Genomic DNA, 18,064 nt, shown 5'->3' with positions numbered 1-18,064 from the left:
AACCGCTGGTCAACATTGCTCAGTTTGAGGTTTGGCGGCGGGAACACCTGCCGCGGTTACTGCAGATCTTTGGCTGGCGTTGAGTGCGGCGATGATCGACTACGGGACCATCCGGTCCGTTGCTTTGAGGTATTTTCCAGCATAAGCAACGAGTTGCGCGTCGGTCGGATGATCGACCGTCTCCACGCCCGCGATCACTTTTGCTAGCTCGGGGTCGTGCAGGCGGATGAATTCGACCAACTCGGTTTTCTTATTTCCAGGCCCGGTAATCAGAACTGAACCTGCGTCTGAAACTGATTCGGCGATCGCGCGAAGGTAGTCTGGACTCGTCGATGCGTGCCCGCTTCCGATGGAATTCGCCTTGTGATGGATATGCCGGGTCGGATTGTCCGGGTGCAGAACGAGTGTTTCGACGTCGGCCACGCCGAAATGAAGTTAAGTGTCATCCTTACGCTATCGATATGTCAGCTAAGATGGCATGGGTTATCAGGTTGAGTGCGCACCCTCGCGCGCGCTTCGCGGTGATCGATCCAGATCGCCGCATGATAATGATGTTCCGTCATGGCAACCGTTTTCTGCCGGTCACGAACATGACGGCCTGAATGCGGAAGGCAGCCGACATCAGCTCAGTTCGCTCTCAATAATGCCTCATCCTCCTCGGAGTTCAGGTAAACTCCCGACATCGGATCGACCCAGCACAGATGATCGTGCACCTTTCGGACGCCCGAAATGTTTTCGGCAGCCACCACCGCCGCCTCGCGAAACCGCTCATTGGTAATAATGCCACTTAGATGCACATGGCCGTTACGCACAATGACGCCGAGCCCGAGTGGTCCCCAATCCGCCTTCTCGATGGATGCGATGATATGGTTGCGAATGTGATCGTCGTCGGCGGTTGGGTCAGGGACTTCGCGCGCCAGTTCCGCAACGAGCTGAAGCAGGTTGGAGCGCGTTACGATGCCGACAAGCTGATCTGCACGCATAACGGGGAGCCGCTTGACGTTATGTTGCTCCATAAGTTGCACAACTTCTTCGAGCGTGGCCTCCTCGGTCACGGTGTAGGGCTCAAGCGTCATGACCTCCTCCACCTTGCGTCCCCTCTCATGGACGAAATCGGACGCAACAGTCCCCGGACCGAGGAGGATTTTCAGCCAGCGTGCACGCTTTCGTTGGGTCCCTATCTCCGCACGACGGATAAAATCACCTTGCGAGACAATACCGAGCAGCTTGCCCGAATGGTCCACTACCGGAAGCCCACTCACGTGATTCTTCAGCATGATGTTGGCGGCTTGCACGATGGAAGTGGCTCCAACCACCGTAAGCACTCTTCGTGTCATTATCTGATGTGCCCGCATTGACGCTCTCCCTTGTTCCGTAGCTCGCAGGATACGCGGACCGATGCGCCGACAGCCGCTTGGTCGGAAACCGTCCGGCGCGATTACGCCGACGGAACCATGCAAGGTCCTGCCGGACCGCCCTTTTCTGGCTCCGTCGGACCGACATTTAGTGCCTTCGCTCTAGTCTGACGTTCGATCCATGCGATGGTTGTTGCGCTCACGATCGCCGCCAAACAGCATATCGGCGAAGCCGGTGGGGGAGCCTGGCTCCCTCGCGGGCGAGCACCGGCGGCATGACTTCCTGGCATTTAGTCATTCTAGGGTCGCAAATGAAACGGTCCCCTGTCTGGTCAATTTTGACCACTGTTCCGTATTGACCACGCATACTTTCTGCCGATCGCCTAGAGTGAAATCGCTCGCTTGCCTGAGTTCGGTCCCGCAGACTGCCATGTAGGCCCGCGATTCGAAGCTCGGCAAACCGCGACAAGCCTTTAGCGCCTGAAACGCGCCCGAACCCCACCAGCCGACAGATTTCAGCGCAGAACTGCGCCGCTATAAGGTCAGGAATTTTGTTCGATGTTGAGAGCGCCAAGCAACACCGGGCCGCGTGTTGTGACCTCAATCCTGCTGCAACGGCTGCACGATGAAATCCCGACTGACCGCTTCACATTGGGCTGGTTGATGCACAGCCTGCACAAGCGTTCGTTCGGCATCATTATGCTCCTGCTCGCTTTGGTCGCTGTTGCTCCGGGCCTTTCGATTGCGGCCGGCTTGCTTCTCATGATTCCGGCGTTCCAGATGATCGCGGGCAAACCTGCTCCAGTATTCCCGTGCAGCATCGCCGCACATCCGTTGCCGGCCAGATACCTCGCGGCCGTGTTGCAGCGATCCGTACCGGTGCTCAGATATCTTGAGCATGTGGTCCATCCACGATGGCATACGCCGATCGAGGCGAGCATGGTGGGCGCCGCGATTATCTTGCTAAAGCGTTACCCTGGTATTCTTTCCGCTACCACTGAGCAATGTCGTCCCTGCCCTCGTGATTGCGCTGCTTTCGCTGGCTTCTCGAGGAGGACGGTGTTCTTCTCTCGATTGCCCTGCTCATGGCGGTGATCACGCTATCGGCCGCAGCCGCAGCGATCTCGAGCACGGCCATCGGGACAAGATGGATCATCGATCTCGGGTGACAAGCAGGGATCCGGCTCAGGGCTCGATTACTGCCGACGGGCTTGTCGCTGATGGCAGATACTGTTGCAAAAGTCACAAATCGAACGGCCCCAGAATCTCGCGAAAATTGATTTTTGGTCCTCTCTGCCGCTGCGTCGCTGTTCAGCGCCGCTATCGGGCGCTATTTCCTGCGGATTGGCATCGTCGGACATAATGGCGGCGCCGTTGCCGCCGAGCTCCAGCGAGCTGCTGCACTGCGGTTTTTAGACAAAAGCCCACCCGATGTGGCGGAGGTGAGGGAGGCGCTCGCCTGCATTGTGAACGATGCCGATCGACCAGCGACGTCATCGACTGGATCGGGTGTCTCATCAAAAAAGCGCCACCCCGGAAGGAGGTCGTCGACCTCAATACGGCCGATCCTGGAGGTGCCCCCTGACCGGCAGCCGAAGCGATCAAGACCGGCGTCACGGTGAGCACGCAACTGGCGCCTCAGTCCCCGCGCGTCCAACGCGATGGGATCCAACTGCAACAGGTGATGTTGAACCTGATCGTTAATGCCATCCAGTCGATGAGTGGCGATGAGGACGACAACCGCGAATTACACAACAGCACCGTTCGGTACTGGCGCAGGAGTCAGATTTACTCAAGTTTTGCGATGAGTGGCAGCGGCCTTTCGATGTTCAGTCGAGCATTGAGACGGGGCCGCTGATGGATGCCGGGATCGCACGGCCAATGGCTTCAGAAGTTCGGCCGACACCAAATAGACGATGACGATGATACCGGTGCCGGCGAGCATCGTCACGGGCGGCGCCTCGAAGCCGAACCAGCCGCCAACAGTTGTGAAGGGCAATACCATTGCGATGAGCAACGCTACGAGCGATGACACCGCGAGTGCGGGCCGTGGAAGATCCCGCCATGGTCGGCCGTTGGTGCGGATGATAAAGATGACGAGGATCTGTGTCGCCATCGATTCGAGAAACCACGTCGTTCGGAATTCCGCAGGCGAGGCATTGAACACGAACACCAGCACCCCGAAGGTCAGGAAATCGAATAGCGAAGAGAGCGGCCCCATGATCGCCGCGAACCTGATGAGGCCGCCCATGTCCCAAACCTGAGGCCGGGCCGTCGCATCTGGACGCACGCCATCGAATGGAATTCCGAGCTCGGACAGATCGTACAGCAGGTTGTTGAGAAGTATCTGCGTCGGCAGCATCGGCAGGAACGGCAAGGCGATGGACGCCACTGCCATCGACAGCATGTTCCCGAAGTTGGAGCTCGCGCCCATCCGCACATATTTGAGAATGTTGGCGAAGGTTCGCCTTCCTTCTTCGACGCCGTCGGCGACTACCTCCAGATCGGAGGCTAGCAATATCATGTCTGCCGCAGCCTGCGCGACGCCGGTCGCGCCTTCGACCGACAGCCCAATATCCGCAACCTTCAAAGCTGGCGCATCATTGATGCCATCGCCAAGGAACCCGACAACCGCGCCCTTGGCCTGAAGCGCCTTGACGATCCGAGACTTCTGGTCGGGCGCCAGACGCCCATACGCGTCGACGAATTGAACCTGAACCGCTAACGCATCGTCGCTCAACGCAGCGATATCGGTACCGGACAGAACCTTTTCGGCATTCAGCCCGACAAGGCCGGCCAGTCGCTTCACGACGATTGGATCGTCGCCCGACAAGATCTTGAGCCTGACGCCAGCGCCCGCGAGCCGTGCGATTGCCGCCGCGGCGGTTGGTTTGGGCGGATCGGCGAAGGCGCAGACCCCCTCAAATATCAGCACGTTTTCGTCGGCGGCTTCAATCTGTTGGGTCTTTTCCGGCCAGGGACGCGAGGCAACGGCAACAGCACGAAGTCCATCCTGGGCGAGCACATGCACCCGATCCATCGCCTCGGCCCGCGCTTTTCCATCCATCGCTACCACATCTTTGCCGCGCCGGTGTTCTGTGCAGAGCGCCAGCACGGCCTCGGGGGCGCCCTTGACGATCAACAACTGACCGTCCGGGCCTGTTGCCAGGACCGATCCAAGTCGACGAGCGAAATCGAACGCGTGTCGGCCGACGAGTGTCCAGCCCTCCGCGGCCCCCGACGAAGCGCGGAGCAGCGCAGCGTCAAGCGAACCGCGATCACCGCCGAGGTCGGCGGCAATGGCCCCGAGTCGGGCAGCGCGCGGATCGTCGGCTGCAAAAGGATCGAGGCTGCGTGCGAGAGTAATCACGGCGGAGGTCAAGGTACCGGTCTTGTCGGTGCATAGCACAGTCATCGCGCCTAGATCGTGGATCGAGGCGAGACGTTTGACGATGACCTTGCGGCCGGCCATCCGCATGGCGCCGCGCGACAGAGTGACCGTCGTGATCATCGGCAACAGTTCGGGTGTCAGGCCGACCGCCAGCGCCACGGCAAACATCAGTGAATCCAGAACGGGCCTGCCTAACAAGACCCGCGTCGTGAGAACAATGACCACGAGAGCGAGGGTCAACCGCGCGATCACGAGGCCGAATTCGCGCAAGTCGCGCTGAAAGGGAGAAGGCAGCTGTGCCTGCGCCAGAGCGGACGCAGCAGCCCCGAACACTGTTGCTCGCCCCGTATTGACTGCGAGCGCGATCGCTTCTCCGGTCTGCGCCACAGCACCGCGGAACAACGTATTCGATGCTTCGCCGGCGTTCGTTCCGGTGACTGGGCCAGCGCGCTTCTCGACGGGATAAGGTTCTCCCGTCAGGGCCGCTTCGCCGGCGGTGCAGGCGGAGCTCTGGAGGATCAGCGCGTCGGCCGGGATAATATCGCCCGCCCGCACGCGCAGAATGTCGCCAGGAACGACCTTGTCCACCTCGATCTGATGAAACGCTCCGTCGCGCTTGACTTCAGCCTTGAGCGCCACGGATCGCCGCAGGATATCGGCAGTTCGGACGGCGTGTCCTTCCTGTACCGTGTCGAGCCCGATCGAGAGCGCGAGGATCGCTACGATGATCGAACCGCCGATCGCGTCGCCGGTGACGACGGAAACGATCCCTGCAGCCAGCAGGATTAGCGAGAGTGGCTCGAGCAATCGGCGCAAGATCGCGCGCAATAGACTGTCGGCCTTGGTCTCGGCGTCGCTGTTGGGTCCGTACTGCGCCAGCCGTCTTTTCGCATCATCCGAACTTAAGCCTTCCAGTCCGCAATGAAGCGCAGCGCAAATTGGCTCGGGCGGCAGGGTCCAGAACGGGCCGAGACTGTCAGTCTGACTTTTTGGGAGGGATTGGTCGATCGCTTTCATAGAATCGTGTCGCGATCAAATGACTGCTTTGTACTCGAACCGTCCCGGTGCTTGTCGATAATGAGAAGTTGCTTCCCGGCGCCGACAACCTCGAAGAAGACTTCGTCATCCTCTGGATCGTCCCGCCATCGCCCAGGCTCGCTAGCCCAAACGACGCGATTGCCTTCGATCCGGCACCTGTAGGTCCAAACGAAATTATCCATTGGCCGAACGTACGTTAGGAACAGGACGTCGTCGGCGGTTAGAGTTACCTGCATAAGTTTCGGATCGCGACCCATAATTGATGCGATCGCCGTTCGGCAAATCGCCTCGACTTCAAAGGATGGCGCAGCCGATGCCAGCGATATGCTGGCAGATAACATCGTGAACGTGATCAACTTGGAAACGAAAACCATAGGCGTGTGTCCACGTTCTTTCGGTCGTTTCTTCACATCTATTTTCATTTGTGATGCAATTTTGACCCAATCGCATTGAGCAGTGGACCGAGCCGCTAATGCTACGATCGACCGACTCGCAGCTGTAGTCGTGCCTTTGTATCTCTCTTGCTCACTGATCACCCGCCTTCGAGCACGAGAGTGACGTCGCACACGCCGCCATCCTCGGCATCAGTCTTGATTTTGAATCCTAATTCCCGACACATTTTCAGCATGACAGCATTTTCCTGAAGAATCTCGCCTGATATCTGTTTCAGGCCTTCGGATTTTGCGTACTCGATGATCAGTTGCATCAAGGCCCAGCCCAGTCCTCTGCCGTGAAGGTCCGATCTCAGCAGAATCGCATACTCGCCGGACTCGTGGGCAGAGTCGGAGTAGAGCCAGACGACGCCCAGCATCTCGCTACTGGCTTCATCGATGGCGACAAAGGCCATCGCACGCGCATAATCGAGCTCCGTCAGCTTGGCGATGAATTGATGCGAGAATTCCTTGATGGAATCGAAGAAGCGAAGCCGCAAATCTTCTTTGGTCACGTGGATCAGAAGGTCGCGAATCAGAAATTCGTCATCCGGTCGGATCGGCCGGACAAATATCCGCCAGCCATCCCCGAGAACAAGATGCCGTTGCCATTTTAGATAGGTCAATCGAACAATTGACATCCCGACACCAAAGCCAACATTTACGGGTGCATACGGTCCGTCAAGGCGCGTTTCAGCATGACAACACGAACTTGCTTATTGCCAACGTCTAGGCCTCTATTAAGGTCCTCAGTACCCTGGGGACCGAAGAAAGCCCTGATGTGAGCAATTTTGCTCACTCTTGGCCCGCGCGCGGACAGGCCGTCCTTCTCAGCCCGCCGGATTCAGCGAGTACCATTCGTTTGAGTTTTCATCACGCTTGAGTTCGGCCTGTTCGGAGTCTGCCTGTGAGTGGACAGATACGTACTCACCGGATGCCAAGTTCGTCGGCATGCGTGCCTATTGCATCAGGGCCATGAGTTGATGAGCGACCTGCTCCGCCAGCGAAGGATCTAGACCGAGAGCAACGTAGATCGCAGTCAGTTCCTCATGTTCTCCCTTGTCGTCCGCTTTAAGTTCCGCGCGCTCGGCAGCCATCGCCATAGCACCTGCGACCAGACCGGCGACTCCCGCGACCAATACGTTGCTGCGGGTCCCATGCGCACAGCAACACCGAGCACCAGACTCGCCGTCGAAACGATACCGTCGTTCGCGCCTAGCACCGCTGCGCGCAGCCAGTTCCTTTTGACGCAAAGGCACGCTCGAAGCTTTCCTAGTGGGAATGCCATCAGACCATTGGGTTTGGAGTGAGATATCCCAGCCATGCTCGCTTCACGGCAACTTTTCGAAAACCCGGTTTCATTGATGACACCGCGGCATCGAGATCCATTTGTCTTGCATTCCGTTCAATCAGCCGCGAATCGGACCTAAATGGGACGCCCTCGATACGGACACAAAGATACGACTTGCAACTGTCTGGATGTGAGCAATTCAGCACAGTCTTTACATCGGCACGGGCGTAGCTTCATCGGGAGCCCTCTGCCGCTTTTGGCGGACGAATGTGAACAACGGCTAACCGTCTCTGCTAAGGAACCTGCATTTGCCTGTTTCCGGAGATGAGAGAACCGTTGCAAGGCACCACGGCCGCGATCGTCTGATCGAAAGTTGAAAAGACCGATTACCTTGGTCGATGTCATGCGACGCGAGACGATGCAACTATCAATGCCATTCAAGCGTTGAATATCCGTCACATGAAGCCGATAAGCTATGACAAACCAACACTAATGCGCAAACAGTAAGCGATTCCCTACATGCTCACAGATAGTTAGTTGAGTGGTTCGGCAAGCCCAGCGGAGTTGGTCGTGCATGCGAAAAACTTGGAGGCGCGTCGCGACCCGTACTCTCTTCTAACGATAAACGGCGGCTCGTCCAGTATCCGATTTGCGCTGTTTGATGTCGGCGTACCGCTGCGGCGGTTGCTGGATGGGAAGGTGGATCGTATCGGTTTGAGCGGTACGAATTTGACCTGCAAGGACGCCACCGGACAATCGCAGAGTAGTCGTAGTCACACCATCGATGCCAGCGATCGCCATTCGTCCGTCGGCTTTCTATTGGATTGGCTCGAAATGCAGCAGGCGTTCGCTTCAGTCAAAGCCGTGGGACACCGGGTGGTACATGGGATGAAGCACAGTGAACCGGAGCGCGTCACGCCGGAGTTGCTTGATGAATTACACCGCATGATGCCGTATGACCCTGACCATCTGCCGCTTGAGATCGAGTTGATAGAGGCATTTCGCCAACGCCATCCTGGTTTGCCTCAGGTGGCGTGCTTTGACACCGCGTTTCACCGCACCATGCCGCGGGTCGCCAGCTTGCTGCCAATTCCTCGACGGTACGAGGCGGCGGGCGTCCGACGTTATGGCTTCCACGGCTTGTCTTATGAATTTCTCATGGAGGAACTCACACGTCTCAGCGATCCCGCGGCGGCAACAAAGGGTCGCGCGATCCTTGCCCATCTCGGCAACGGCGCGAGCCTGGCCGCCGTCAGCGACGGCAAGAGTATCGACACCAGCATGGGCTTTACGCCAGCGTCCGGATTGGTGATGAGCAGTCGCTCGGGGGACTTGGATCCCGGACTGGTCTCCTACCTGGCGCGCACAGAACAAATGAGCGCGGCGCAATTTCAGGAAATGGTGAACCACAGGTCTGGGCTACTTGGCCTTTCCGAGACCAGTTCCGACTTGCGCGATTTGCTCGCACGGGAATCTGGTGACGTTCGCGCGGCGGAAGCCGTGGCGCTTTTTTGCTATCAGGCCAAGAAATGGATCGGCTCATTTGCCGCGGCGCTCGGTGGATTGGACACGCTCGTATTCGCAGGAGGCATAGGCGAAAACGCGGCGCTCATCCGGGAACGTATCTGTGGCGGATTGGGCTTTCTAGGCATCAAACTAGACCCAAAGCGAAACGCGAAGAACGCGCCCTTGATTTCGGCTGACGGTGGTCTGGTCGCGGTGCGTGTCATTCGGACAGATGAAGAAATCATGATCGCGAGGTCCGTCCTCCGCGTCCTTGGCTTGACCCACGGAACTGAGGTTCCCGAACCTGGAGTTCATGTGGCCGGCTGAAATTACTGATCGTTCCGGAGGATTTGTGAAAAAGCTGATCGTCTTCGACCTGGATGGTACCATTGCTGAAAGCAAATCGTCGCTTGACGATGAAATGTCGGCGCTTCTGCGCGACCTTCTCAGCATCGTCAGAGCAGCAGTGATTTCCGGCGGAAACTGGCCGCAATTTGAAAAGCAATTGGTCTCGAATCTCCCTCGCGATGCAAAAATATCGAGAACCTATCTCTCCTCCCGACAGACGAAACGGGTTATCGAAGCTATCCTTGCTTGTTTGGACAGCAAACGCGCCCCAGTGAGCCGCCGAGATGAGTGATTTCCAATTGCGGCGTCTTGGACTGTTGATGGAGCCGGAGCCAGGTAATCCTCTGGAAGCCGAAGGCGTCCTGAACCCAGCCGCCGTGCGTGGTCCGGATGGTCGGCTTTGCCTTTTCCCGGGCCTCGTCGCGCGGGGTAACCACTCCCGCATCGGTATAGCGCGAGTCTTGTTCAATGGGATCGGCGATCCGGCCGGGGTCGAGCGGCTTGGTATCGCACTTGAGCCCGAAATGGATTACGAGCTGCGGCCGGACGGCACCGGCGGCTGCGAGATCCGCGTATCACGTTTGTCGAACCGCTCCGACGTTACGTCATGACTTACACCGCGCATTCGCCGAACGGCCCACGGATCGCATTGGCAATATCCGAAGACTTGTTCCGCTGGCAACGCCTGGGGTTGGCCACGTTCCAACCGTATGAGGGCATTGAGTTCGAAGGCGTCGACAACCAGCGTCTTCCCTGTCGCCATACCGGATCCATCGGGACAGCTCTCAATGGCCATCCTGCAGCGGCCACGGTTTCCCCGAACTCGTCCCGAGGAAACGTCGCGCCATGCTGAGTCCGGCTTGATGGGCCTTCATCGCGAAAGCATCTGGATTTCCTATTGCTCGACAGCCATGGCAGACTGTGAACCCTTTCATCTCAGTCATTTCGGCTCGCACCACCGCCTGGGCACCCCGGAAGCCGCCTGGGAACAGCTCAAAATCGGCGGCGGTCCTCCACCGATCATCCTGACCCGGCACGGCTGGTTGACAATTTACCACGGCGTCAGCGAGCTTTCGGCTTTCCCCGGATCCCCACACAAGCTGTGCTACTCGGGCTGGAGTGCTGGTGCTTTCGGAGGAGCTTCCTCAAATTATTCGCTTTCGCTCGCGGGAGCCGGTGCTGATACCGGAGTTGCCGCAGGAGCGCCAAAGGATCGTCACCAACGTCGTATTCCCGACCGGCATCGATCGGCGGGACGAGCTCAGGTCACCCGATCGCTTCGACGTTTATTATGGGATGGCAGACAACCGGATCGACGTGTCGAGACTCGACGTGCCGAAGCACCTGCCGTCAGACAAGGAAGTCGAACGATGAAACCGAAAGAAAAGACACTTAGTCCGGAATTGCTGCAAAAACTGGATGCCTATTGGCGGGCGGCCAACTACCTCTCGGTCGGACAGATTTATCTTTACGACAATCCTCTGCTGAAGCGGCCGCTGACGCTCGGCGATCTCAAGCACATGCTGCTGGGACACTGGGGCACGACGCCCGGCCAGAATTTTATCTATGCGCACTTGAATCGCGCCATCAAGAAATATGACCTCGACATGATTTACGTCTCCGGGCCCGGGCATGGCGGGCCGGCCGTCGTGAGCAACACCTACCTCGAGGGCACCTATAGCGAGATCTATCCCGACATCAGCCAGGATGAGGCCGGGCTTCGAAAACTCTTTATTCAGTTTTCGTTTCCCGGAGGAATTCCCAGCCACGCATCGCCGGAGTGTCCGGGTTCGATTCACGAGGGCGGCGAACTCGGCTATTCGCTTAGCCATTCGTTCGGAGCGGTGTTCGACAATCCCGATCTCGTCGTCGCCTGTGTCATCGGGGACGGCGAGGCTGAAACTGGCCCGCTAGCGACCGCATGGCATTCCAACAAGTTCCTGGATCCCGCGACCGACGGCGCGGTGCTGCCAATCCTTCATCTCAACGGTTACAAGATTGCCAATCCGACGATCCTCGCCCGGATCACCCGCGAGGAGCTGGAGCAGTTGCTTCGGGGTTATGGGTGGACGCCCTACTTCGTCGAGGGCCACGAACCCGCGCCAATGCACGCGGCCATGGCCGCAACGCTCGACACCGCGGTGGAACAGATCAAACAAATCCAACAGGACGCCCGCATCCACGGCAATGTCACGCGCCCGCGCTGGCCGATGATCGTCCTCAATTCACCCAAGGGCTGGACCGGGCCCAAGGTCGTTGATGGCCTGCAGGTTGAAGGTACTTTCCACGCGCACCAGGTGCCGCTTTCCGACCCGGCCACCCATCCTGAACACCTCAAACTGTTGGAAGACTGGCTGAGAAGCTATCGGCCTGAGGAACTCTTCAATGAGCAGGGCCACCTGAAACCGGAATTGGCTGAACTTGCGCCCAAGGGCGATCGACGCATGGGAGCAAACCCTCATGCCAACGGCGGCATTTTGCTCCGCGACCTGAGGATGCCGGATTTCCGCGACTACGCGGTCGAGGTTCGCTCGCCCGGAGTTCGCGGCATCGGCGACACGCGTGTGCTCGGACCGTTCCTGCGTGATGTGACGAAACTGAACAGCGAGCAGCGGAATTTCCGGATTTTTGGGCCTGACGAGACGATCTCCAACGGCCTGGAAGCGCTCTTTGAGATAACGACACGTCAATGGGACGCCGCGACCGCGCCGAACGACGAATTTCTCGCGCCCACCGGGCGCGTGCTGGAAATGCTCAGCGAGCACCAGTGCGAAGGTTGGCTCGAGGGCTATTTGCTCACCGGGCGGCACGGACTATTTAATTGCTACGAGGCGTTCATCCACATCGTCGATTCAATGTTCAACCAACACGCCAAGTGGCTGGAGGTCACGTCACACCTGCCGTGGCGCGGTAAGATCGCCTCGCTGAACTACCTGCTGGCCTCGCATGTCTGGCGGCAGGACCACAACGGCTACACACACCAGGACCCCGGCTTTATCGGCCACGTCATGAACAAAAAGGCCGAGATCGTGCGGGTTTACCTTCCGCCCGACGCCAACTGCCTGCTGTCGGTAATGGACCACTGCCTGCGCAGCCGCCACTACGTCAACGTCGTGATCGCAGGCAAACACACTGCCCCACAATGGCTGACCATGGACGCCGCCGCCGCGCATTGCACGGAAGGCATTGGCATCTGGCAATGGGCCGGCAATGATCAAGGCTCTGAGCCGGACGTTGTCATGGCCTGCGCTGGCGACGTGCCCACACTGGAGACGCTCGCCGCTGTCTCGATTCTGCGCCAGCATCTGCCCGACTTGAAGATCCGGGTGGTCAACGTCGTCGATCTCCTGAAGCTGCAGCCGACGACCGAGCACCCGCATGGGTTAAGCGATGTAGATTTCGATTCGCTCTTCACCAGGGATAAGCCGGTCATCTTCGCGTTCCATGGATACCCATGGTTGGTCCACCGACTGACTTACCGCCGCACCAACCACCAGAACTTGCACGTCCGCGGCTACAAAGAGGAAGGCACGATCACCACCGCCTTCGACATGACCGTGCTCAATGATCTGGATCGCTTCCATCTGGTGATGGACGTAATCGACCGCCTGCCGCAGTTAAGTGCCAAGGGTGCATATCTGAAGCAGCAGCTTCAGGACAAGCTCACCGAACATAAGCATTACATCCGCAAGCATGGCGAAGACATGCCGGAGATTCGAAACTGGCGGTGGGGCGCAAGGACGTGACGGGCGCGCCGAGGTTGCTCTCGCAGCTTTGCTTGATGCGACACGGCCAAACCGCTTGGTCGCTGTCGGGCCAGCACACCGGCCGAACCGACATTCCGCTGACCGAGCAAGGCGAACAGGTCGCCCGCAAGCTGGCAGAACGGCTCAGCGCGGTGAAATTCAGCCGCGTGTTCACCGAGGACGATCATTTTGTTTCTATCGAGCAAGTTAAGCAATTTGAAACCAGCCTGAAGATGTCCCAGTAATTGTTGTCGTTTTATCGAAAGATGCCTCAGGTTCCTTAGTAGGTTCTAAAGGACAAGCGTGTCCTACTGGCGTTGGCATCACCCCAAAGGGCGTCGAGTTAGTTCGCTAGTTCGCTCGGTCGCGAAATCTAGGCCCAGTTGCCATGGATCACGCAAAAGAGCAGTTCGGTCGGGAGCAACCTCCCGCAACCACTGACGACGGCGACATTGTTATTAATTCCAATCACGGCGCCAAGGGATTGCAGCGCGATTTGAAAGATCGACTGAAGCCGGATTCCGACGGGCCAGTGAGCCGCGATTCGTCTGATCGGGAGATCCCCGCGCGTCCATCGTCGCGCACGGTTCACCGGATATTGAAAATTGCCGCCGGCGTCGCCATTGTTGCGGTATTCGGATGGATGCCACTCAAAGCGATATGGCAAACGTCCAGCGTCGAGGCGGTGGTCAACGCCAGGATAGTGACGCTGAGGACGCCGATCGACGGCACCGTGAGTTCGAAGTCCGGTCATTCAACTGCGTCGAGCGTGGTGAAGGAAGGTGACATCATCCTTAGGGTTGTGAACGCACGAGGTGATCGAAACCGGTTGGACGATCTTAGACGGCAAATGTCGCGGCTGGACAACGAACGGCCGACCCTTACGGCCAAGCTCGCCTCCTCTCAAACGTTGCAGCAGGATCTCGCCCGGCAGGCGTCCCAATTCAGGGAAGGGCGGATTCTACAGTTGGAAGCGCGCATCGCCGAAATTCAATCGGCGATCGAAGCAGCAGCATCGCGCCGCGAAGAGGCAGCGGCCGCCGTGGAGCGGGCATCGTCGCTCATCAAGTCGGGTAGCGTCTCGACTGTGGAACTCGCCAGGTTGACCCGGGATCAATCGGTAGCTCACCAGATCGAGATCGGTGCCCGTCGAAGACTTGACGCTGCCAATGTCGAGCTCACCGCCGCGAAGAATGGCACGTATATCGGCGACAGCTATAATGACCGGCCGAGCTCAGTCCAGCGGGAAGAAGAGATGCGTCAACGCGTTGGAGATATCAACGCCGATCTGGCGCATGCGGATACAGAGATCGACTGGCTCTCCCACGAGATCGCGTCCGAACAGTTGCACTACATCGCTCGGTCGGAAGCAGACATCACGGCGCCTGTGTCTGGCCGGATCTGGGAAATGATGACTTCAACGGGCGAGGATGTCCGGGCCGGGCAAGCGTTGCTAAAGCTGTTGGACTGCAACGGCGCTGTAGTAACCGCAAACGTCACCGAGAGTGTCTACAACCGATTGCAACTGGGTGAGCAGGCGAAGTTTGAGCCGAACGACAGTAGCCTGGCAATCAAGGGAGTTATCGTCAACCTTACTGGAGCGTCTGGTGCGCCCGCGAACCTGGCCATCAATCCCGACGCGCTGAACAAGGAACCATACCGCGTGACGGTTTCGATGCCCGGCATCGGTGCGACCGGCAAGGATTGTGAAGTCGGGCGCACTGGAAGGGTGGTGTTCGACCAGGACGCACCGAAGTGATGATTGCCGCGCTTGCACCTGGCCTGATCGCTTTCGGTTCCTGTCTCGTGATCCTGCCGCTGCTCCAACGCAGCAGCACGATGGCCCGATCATTGATGGTCGGCATATCGTTTGTCTTGTTGGTGCGATACTTCGTCTGGCGTGTGACGCAAACGTTGCCGCCACCTGGCTTCACCGCCGACTGTCTCGTGGGGTATCCCTTCGCACTGGCGGAGGCGGCCTCGCTGGTCGCCGTTTGCCTGTCACTGGTATTTCTCAGCCGTACGATCGATCGCTCCGCCGACGTAACGGCTGGAATAAGGAGGGGTGCCGACGCTACGCCGGTTCCACTCATCGACGTGTTCATCTGCACTTATAATGAGGAAAAGGCGATTCTGGAGCGCACGATTATCGGCGCCACAGGCCTGGAGTATGGCAACTATCGCGTCTGGATTCTGGATGACGGGCGGCGCTTGTGGCTCAAACGCCTGACGGAAGACCTTGGGTGTCGCTACCTGACGCGCCCGGATAATCGCAACGCGAAAGCCGGCAACATCAATCACGCGTTACGGCACGTAGCGGGGCTGCGTGAGGGGCCGGAGTTCGTATCCATCCTGGATGCCGACTTTGTCCCCATGCCCGACTTCTTGACGCGCACGACCATCTTGTTAGAAGACAAGACTGTTGGTGTAGTGCAGACTCCGCAGCACTTCATCAATCCCGATCCGATTCAATCGAATCTCGCTGCCGCTGAGGTGTGGCCCGACGAGCAGCGCTTTTTCTTTGATATTCTGATGCCTGCAAAGGACGCCTGGGGCGTAGCATTCTGCTGCGGTACGTCCTCGGTGATCCGCTTTTCAAGCCTCATGAAGATTGGCGGATTCCCGACAGATTCGGTCACCGAGGACTATCTCGTTACGCTACGTCTGAAGGAACTTGGCTTTCGTACTGTATATCTGAACGAGAGACTTACGCTCGGACTGGCGCCCGAGGGACTCAAGGAATACATCACGCAGCGCGGCCGATGGTGCCTCGGCTTCATGCAGATCGTGAGAGGCCGCAGTGGGCCACTATCGCTCCACTCGAAGCTTTCGTTCATCGATCGCCTTTCGCTTGTCGACGCTTTCATGAGTTGGGCAGCAGTTTATGGAGCGAAAGTGTTTGGCCTCGTCGTGCCCTGGCTCTACCTCCTGTTCGGGATTAAGGCGGTTCACGCCGATCTTTTCGAACTTTTGAAATACTTTCTGCCTTTCTATGTCTGGCATGCGGTTACGATGGCCTGGATTTCCCGCGGCCGATCGCTGGCGATCATGACGGATTTGTCGCAATACATCGCGGCGCCAGCGGTCCTGAAGGCAGTGATCACCGGCCTGATCAGGCCACAGAGCCACAAATTCAAGGTGACCGCCAAAGGCGGTGATCGTAGTCAGAGGTTTGTCGAGTGGCCGCTTCTGCGGATTTACGGGTCCGCATTGCTGATAACATTGCTGGCGATCGCCTACGCCTTTATACTCAATCTGCAGGGAGAGAAGATTGCTTATGGCGGGCTTGCCCTTGCCTGGAGCCTGTACAATGCCGTGATCCTAGCGATCGTGTGCTTCATCTGCATAGAGCAACCCCGCCGACGCAAGGCCGAGCGTTTCCAACGCGATGAGCCTGTCCTTATTCACGAGGGCGGAGTTCCGCGGCTGGTTCGCATGGCGGACATCTCGATAACCGGCGCCCGCTTTGTCGATCACGCTCCACCGCCGGTGCAAACCATCCTCAATTGCAAGGTCTATGGCCAGAGCGTATCCGCAATTGTCGTACGGCTGACGGATGACGGCTTTGGCGTTCGATTCGAAGAAACCGTCGAAACCCGAGTTCGCGTCGTACGCGCGTTTTACGCTGGAGAGTATGCCCGCGCTTTTCGCAGCGTCCGAGCGGCGCCGGTCGGCAAGGCGATCCTACTGCGTTTGTTCAACTGAATCGATCATTCCCTGGTTAGCTAAAGAGTGAAGTCCGCCATTATCAACATGCCACGCTCATATGATACTCGCTCGCATCGTGCCCTCAAAGCGTGGCTTTTGCACAGCCCAAGTGCGAGTGTCCCAAGTGCGAACACGCTCACGACGTGATAGTTGAGGCCGGCGCAATCGGTCGACCCTGAGTGTGCTCGTCTCGGTTGGGTTGCTCTCCAAAGAGCGTCATGATCCAACGCGTCGGGTTGCTGGATTTTACTTCCCTGACCGAATGGACAAACCCCGTGACGAGCGTCCCTTCTATCGTCAACATTGTCTTTCGCCGGCGATGTTGGGCATAGCGGCAGCGTCTCGCGACCTTTGGGTCACTCGTCTCGAACGATTGCATGCTTTACCAAGTAGCAGCACTTGAAACGGTTCCGCGAAAACGCGGCAAACAAGAGATCATCTCGACCAGATAGCCTGGACTCAAACTACCGGTATCTCAACCGCCCGGCCAATTGGCGAACACCGAGTGACGGTTTGACTAGGCAACTCGCGGCCACATCACTAGATCGAAGCGAGGGAGGGGTCCCGTTAGCGACAAAACCCGTAGGCCGTCATCGACGCCAAGGGCGAACACTACGGCGGGGAATGCTTGTGATAGTCGAGTTGGTAGCTTTGCGATGATCGAACCGTCCCTGACAAGGGCCGTTTCAGTGGCGATTTGAGCATTTCGTCAAGCAGTCATAAACTTGCATTCGGGGTGAGGGCGGGACATTGCCAATCAATCGGTTGTTGCAAGACAAGTGCACGCCGGAACAAATCGAGCTTTTGAACAAGGCTTTCAGCCACGCGCTGAACTTGTTGGGCGTGGTTGATCGTAACGACCCGCTTTGCGATATGGTCGCTCGCAAGGTTATCGAGGTCGGCGCAACAGGCATTAGCGAGCCGAGAGAAATCGCGGAATGAGCGTGGCCCGAATTGGCCTACGGTAAGGCCGATCCAGCGGCAGGCATGTGTGCGGATTTACTAGATAGAAACCATAGAAAATGATCCGAAAACTTTAGTGAAACAACTGGGCCGTCTCTGCGTCGGTTTGTCGGAGGGCAGCCCCATGACAGATCGCCAGTTCCGAGAGCAGGAGGTTCAGATCGCGCATTATCAGCTTTTGTCGCGGGAGGTCACTGATCCACTTGCGGCGTGTTTGCTTCGGGTCATTGTCGAAGAGCTTGAAGCCGACCTGCGAAGGGATCGCGACATCGGGCAGAGCTGCCCCG

The 18,064-nt window shown here is 58.1% G+C and carries 16 protein-coding genes and 2 pseudogenes; 11 read left to right on the top strand and 7 right to left on the bottom strand.

The features are described from left to right. Positions 1-99: 99 nt before the first annotated feature. Both K359_RS54635 and K359_RS0139985 read right to left on the bottom strand, forming a co-directional pair. Complete coding sequence (locus tag K359_RS54635; protein WP_245284868.1) at positions 100-423, bottom strand: translational machinery protein; 324 nt, start codon at positions 421-423, stop codon at positions 100-102. A gap of 203 nt (positions 424-626) precedes the next feature. Continuing rightward, entirely contained in the window at positions 627-1,355 is a 729-nt protein-coding gene (locus tag K359_RS0139985) for a CBS domain-containing protein (RefSeq protein ID WP_029084232.1), read from the bottom strand. A gap of 558 nt (positions 1,356-1,913) precedes the next feature. Between K359_RS0139985 and K359_RS59610 the strand changes: the two genes are divergently transcribed. Further along, entirely contained in the window at positions 1,914-2,450 is a 537-nt protein-coding gene (locus K359_RS59610; RefSeq protein WP_084518674.1) for an exopolysaccharide biosynthesis protein, read from the top strand. Between the two features lie 697 nt (positions 2,451-3,147). Here the strand turns inward: K359_RS59610 and mgtA are convergent. From mgtA to K359_RS59605, 4 genes and pseudogenes are all read right to left on the bottom strand, one after another. Beyond that, the gene (gene mgtA / locus K359_RS54630; protein WP_245284867.1) at positions 3,148-5,763 is read right to left on the bottom strand and encodes a magnesium-translocating P-type ATPase; all 2,616 of its coding nucleotides are present in this window, start codon (positions 5,761-5,763) and stop codon (positions 3,148-3,150) included. Continuing rightward, positions 5,760-6,158, bottom strand: coding sequence for a hypothetical protein (locus K359_RS0139965; RefSeq protein ID WP_156928930.1), 399 nt, complete (start codon positions 6,156-6,158; stop codon positions 5,760-5,762). Before K359_RS0139965 ends, mgtA begins: the two co-directional genes overlap by 4 nt. A 158-nt stretch (positions 6,159-6,316) precedes the next feature. Then, positions 6,317-6,826, bottom strand: a pseudogene (locus K359_RS0139960) (N-acetyltransferase family protein); the annotation flags it as partial. Between the two features lie 322 nt (positions 6,827-7,148). Then, positions 7,149-7,503, bottom strand: a pseudogene (locus tag K359_RS59605) (VIT1/CCC1 transporter family protein); the annotation flags it as partial. Between the two features lie 573 nt (positions 7,504-8,076). Here K359_RS59605 and K359_RS54620 point away from each other — a divergent pair. The 10 genes from K359_RS54620 (at position 8,077) to K359_RS62125 (ending at position 17,756) form a co-directional block, all read left to right on the top strand. Next, complete coding sequence (locus K359_RS54620) at positions 8,077-9,339, top strand: acetate/propionate family kinase (protein WP_245284866.1); 1,263 nt, start codon at positions 8,077-8,079, stop codon at positions 9,337-9,339. 25 nt (positions 9,340-9,364) lie between these two features. Next, on the top strand, positions 9,365-9,652 hold the full coding sequence (locus K359_RS0139940; RefSeq protein ID WP_029084228.1) for a hypothetical protein: 288 nt from the start codon (positions 9,365-9,367) through the stop codon (positions 9,650-9,652). After that, on the top strand, positions 9,645-9,971 hold the full coding sequence (locus K359_RS64970; RefSeq protein ID WP_029084227.1) for a hypothetical protein: 327 nt from the start codon (positions 9,645-9,647) through the stop codon (positions 9,969-9,971). Before K359_RS0139940 ends, K359_RS64970 begins: the two co-directional genes overlap by 8 nt. Continuing rightward, positions 9,968-10,213, top strand: a complete 246-nt coding sequence (locus K359_RS64965; RefSeq protein ID WP_245284865.1) for a hypothetical protein — start codon at positions 9,968-9,970, stop codon at positions 10,211-10,213. The genes K359_RS64970 and K359_RS64965 overlap by 4 nt, the downstream gene beginning before the upstream one ends. 272 nt (positions 10,214-10,485) lie before the next feature. Beyond that, on the top strand, positions 10,486-10,734 hold the full coding sequence (locus tag K359_RS64960; RefSeq protein WP_245284864.1) for a hypothetical protein: 249 nt from the start codon (positions 10,486-10,488) through the stop codon (positions 10,732-10,734). Next, on the top strand, positions 10,731-13,106 hold the full coding sequence (locus K359_RS0139925; RefSeq protein ID WP_029084225.1) for a phosphoketolase: 2,376 nt from the start codon (positions 10,731-10,733) through the stop codon (positions 13,104-13,106). Before K359_RS64960 ends, K359_RS0139925 begins: the two co-directional genes overlap by 4 nt. Next, complete coding sequence (locus K359_RS66380) at positions 13,088-13,351, top strand: histidine phosphatase family protein (protein ID WP_029084224.1); 264 nt, start codon at positions 13,088-13,090, stop codon at positions 13,349-13,351. The genes K359_RS0139925 and K359_RS66380 overlap by 19 nt, the downstream gene beginning before the upstream one ends. Positions 13,352-13,494: 143 nt before the next feature. Continuing rightward, positions 13,495-14,865 (top strand): HlyD family efflux transporter periplasmic adaptor subunit, encoded by a 1,371-nt coding sequence (locus tag K359_RS0139915; protein ID WP_029084223.1) that lies wholly within the window; start codon positions 13,495-13,497, stop codon positions 14,863-14,865. Next, on the top strand, positions 14,865-16,811 hold the full coding sequence (locus K359_RS0139910; RefSeq protein ID WP_029084222.1) for a glycosyltransferase: 1,947 nt from the start codon (positions 14,865-14,867) through the stop codon (positions 16,809-16,811). The genes K359_RS0139915 and K359_RS0139910 overlap by 1 nt, the downstream gene beginning before the upstream one ends. Before the next feature lie 753 nt (positions 16,812-17,564). Continuing rightward, on the top strand, positions 17,565-17,756 hold the full coding sequence (locus tag K359_RS62125; RefSeq protein ID WP_156928929.1) for a hypothetical protein: 192 nt from the start codon (positions 17,565-17,567) through the stop codon (positions 17,754-17,756). Between the two features lie 94 nt (positions 17,757-17,850). On the opposite strand, the gene K359_RS64045 is transcribed toward K359_RS62125, so the two are convergent. Further along, positions 17,851-18,064, bottom strand: a 214-nt coding sequence (locus K359_RS64045; protein WP_035977931.1) for a hypothetical protein, incomplete at its 5' end; no start/stop codon positions are given.

The sequence above is a fragment of the Bradyrhizobium sp. th-b2 genome, from assembly GCF_000426785.1.
GTDB lineage: Bacteria > Pseudomonadota > Alphaproteobacteria > Rhizobiales > Xanthobacteraceae > Bradyrhizobium > Bradyrhizobium septentrionale.
Note: the sequence above shows the minus strand (reverse complement) of the source record. Positions and strands in the feature narration are given on the sequence as shown.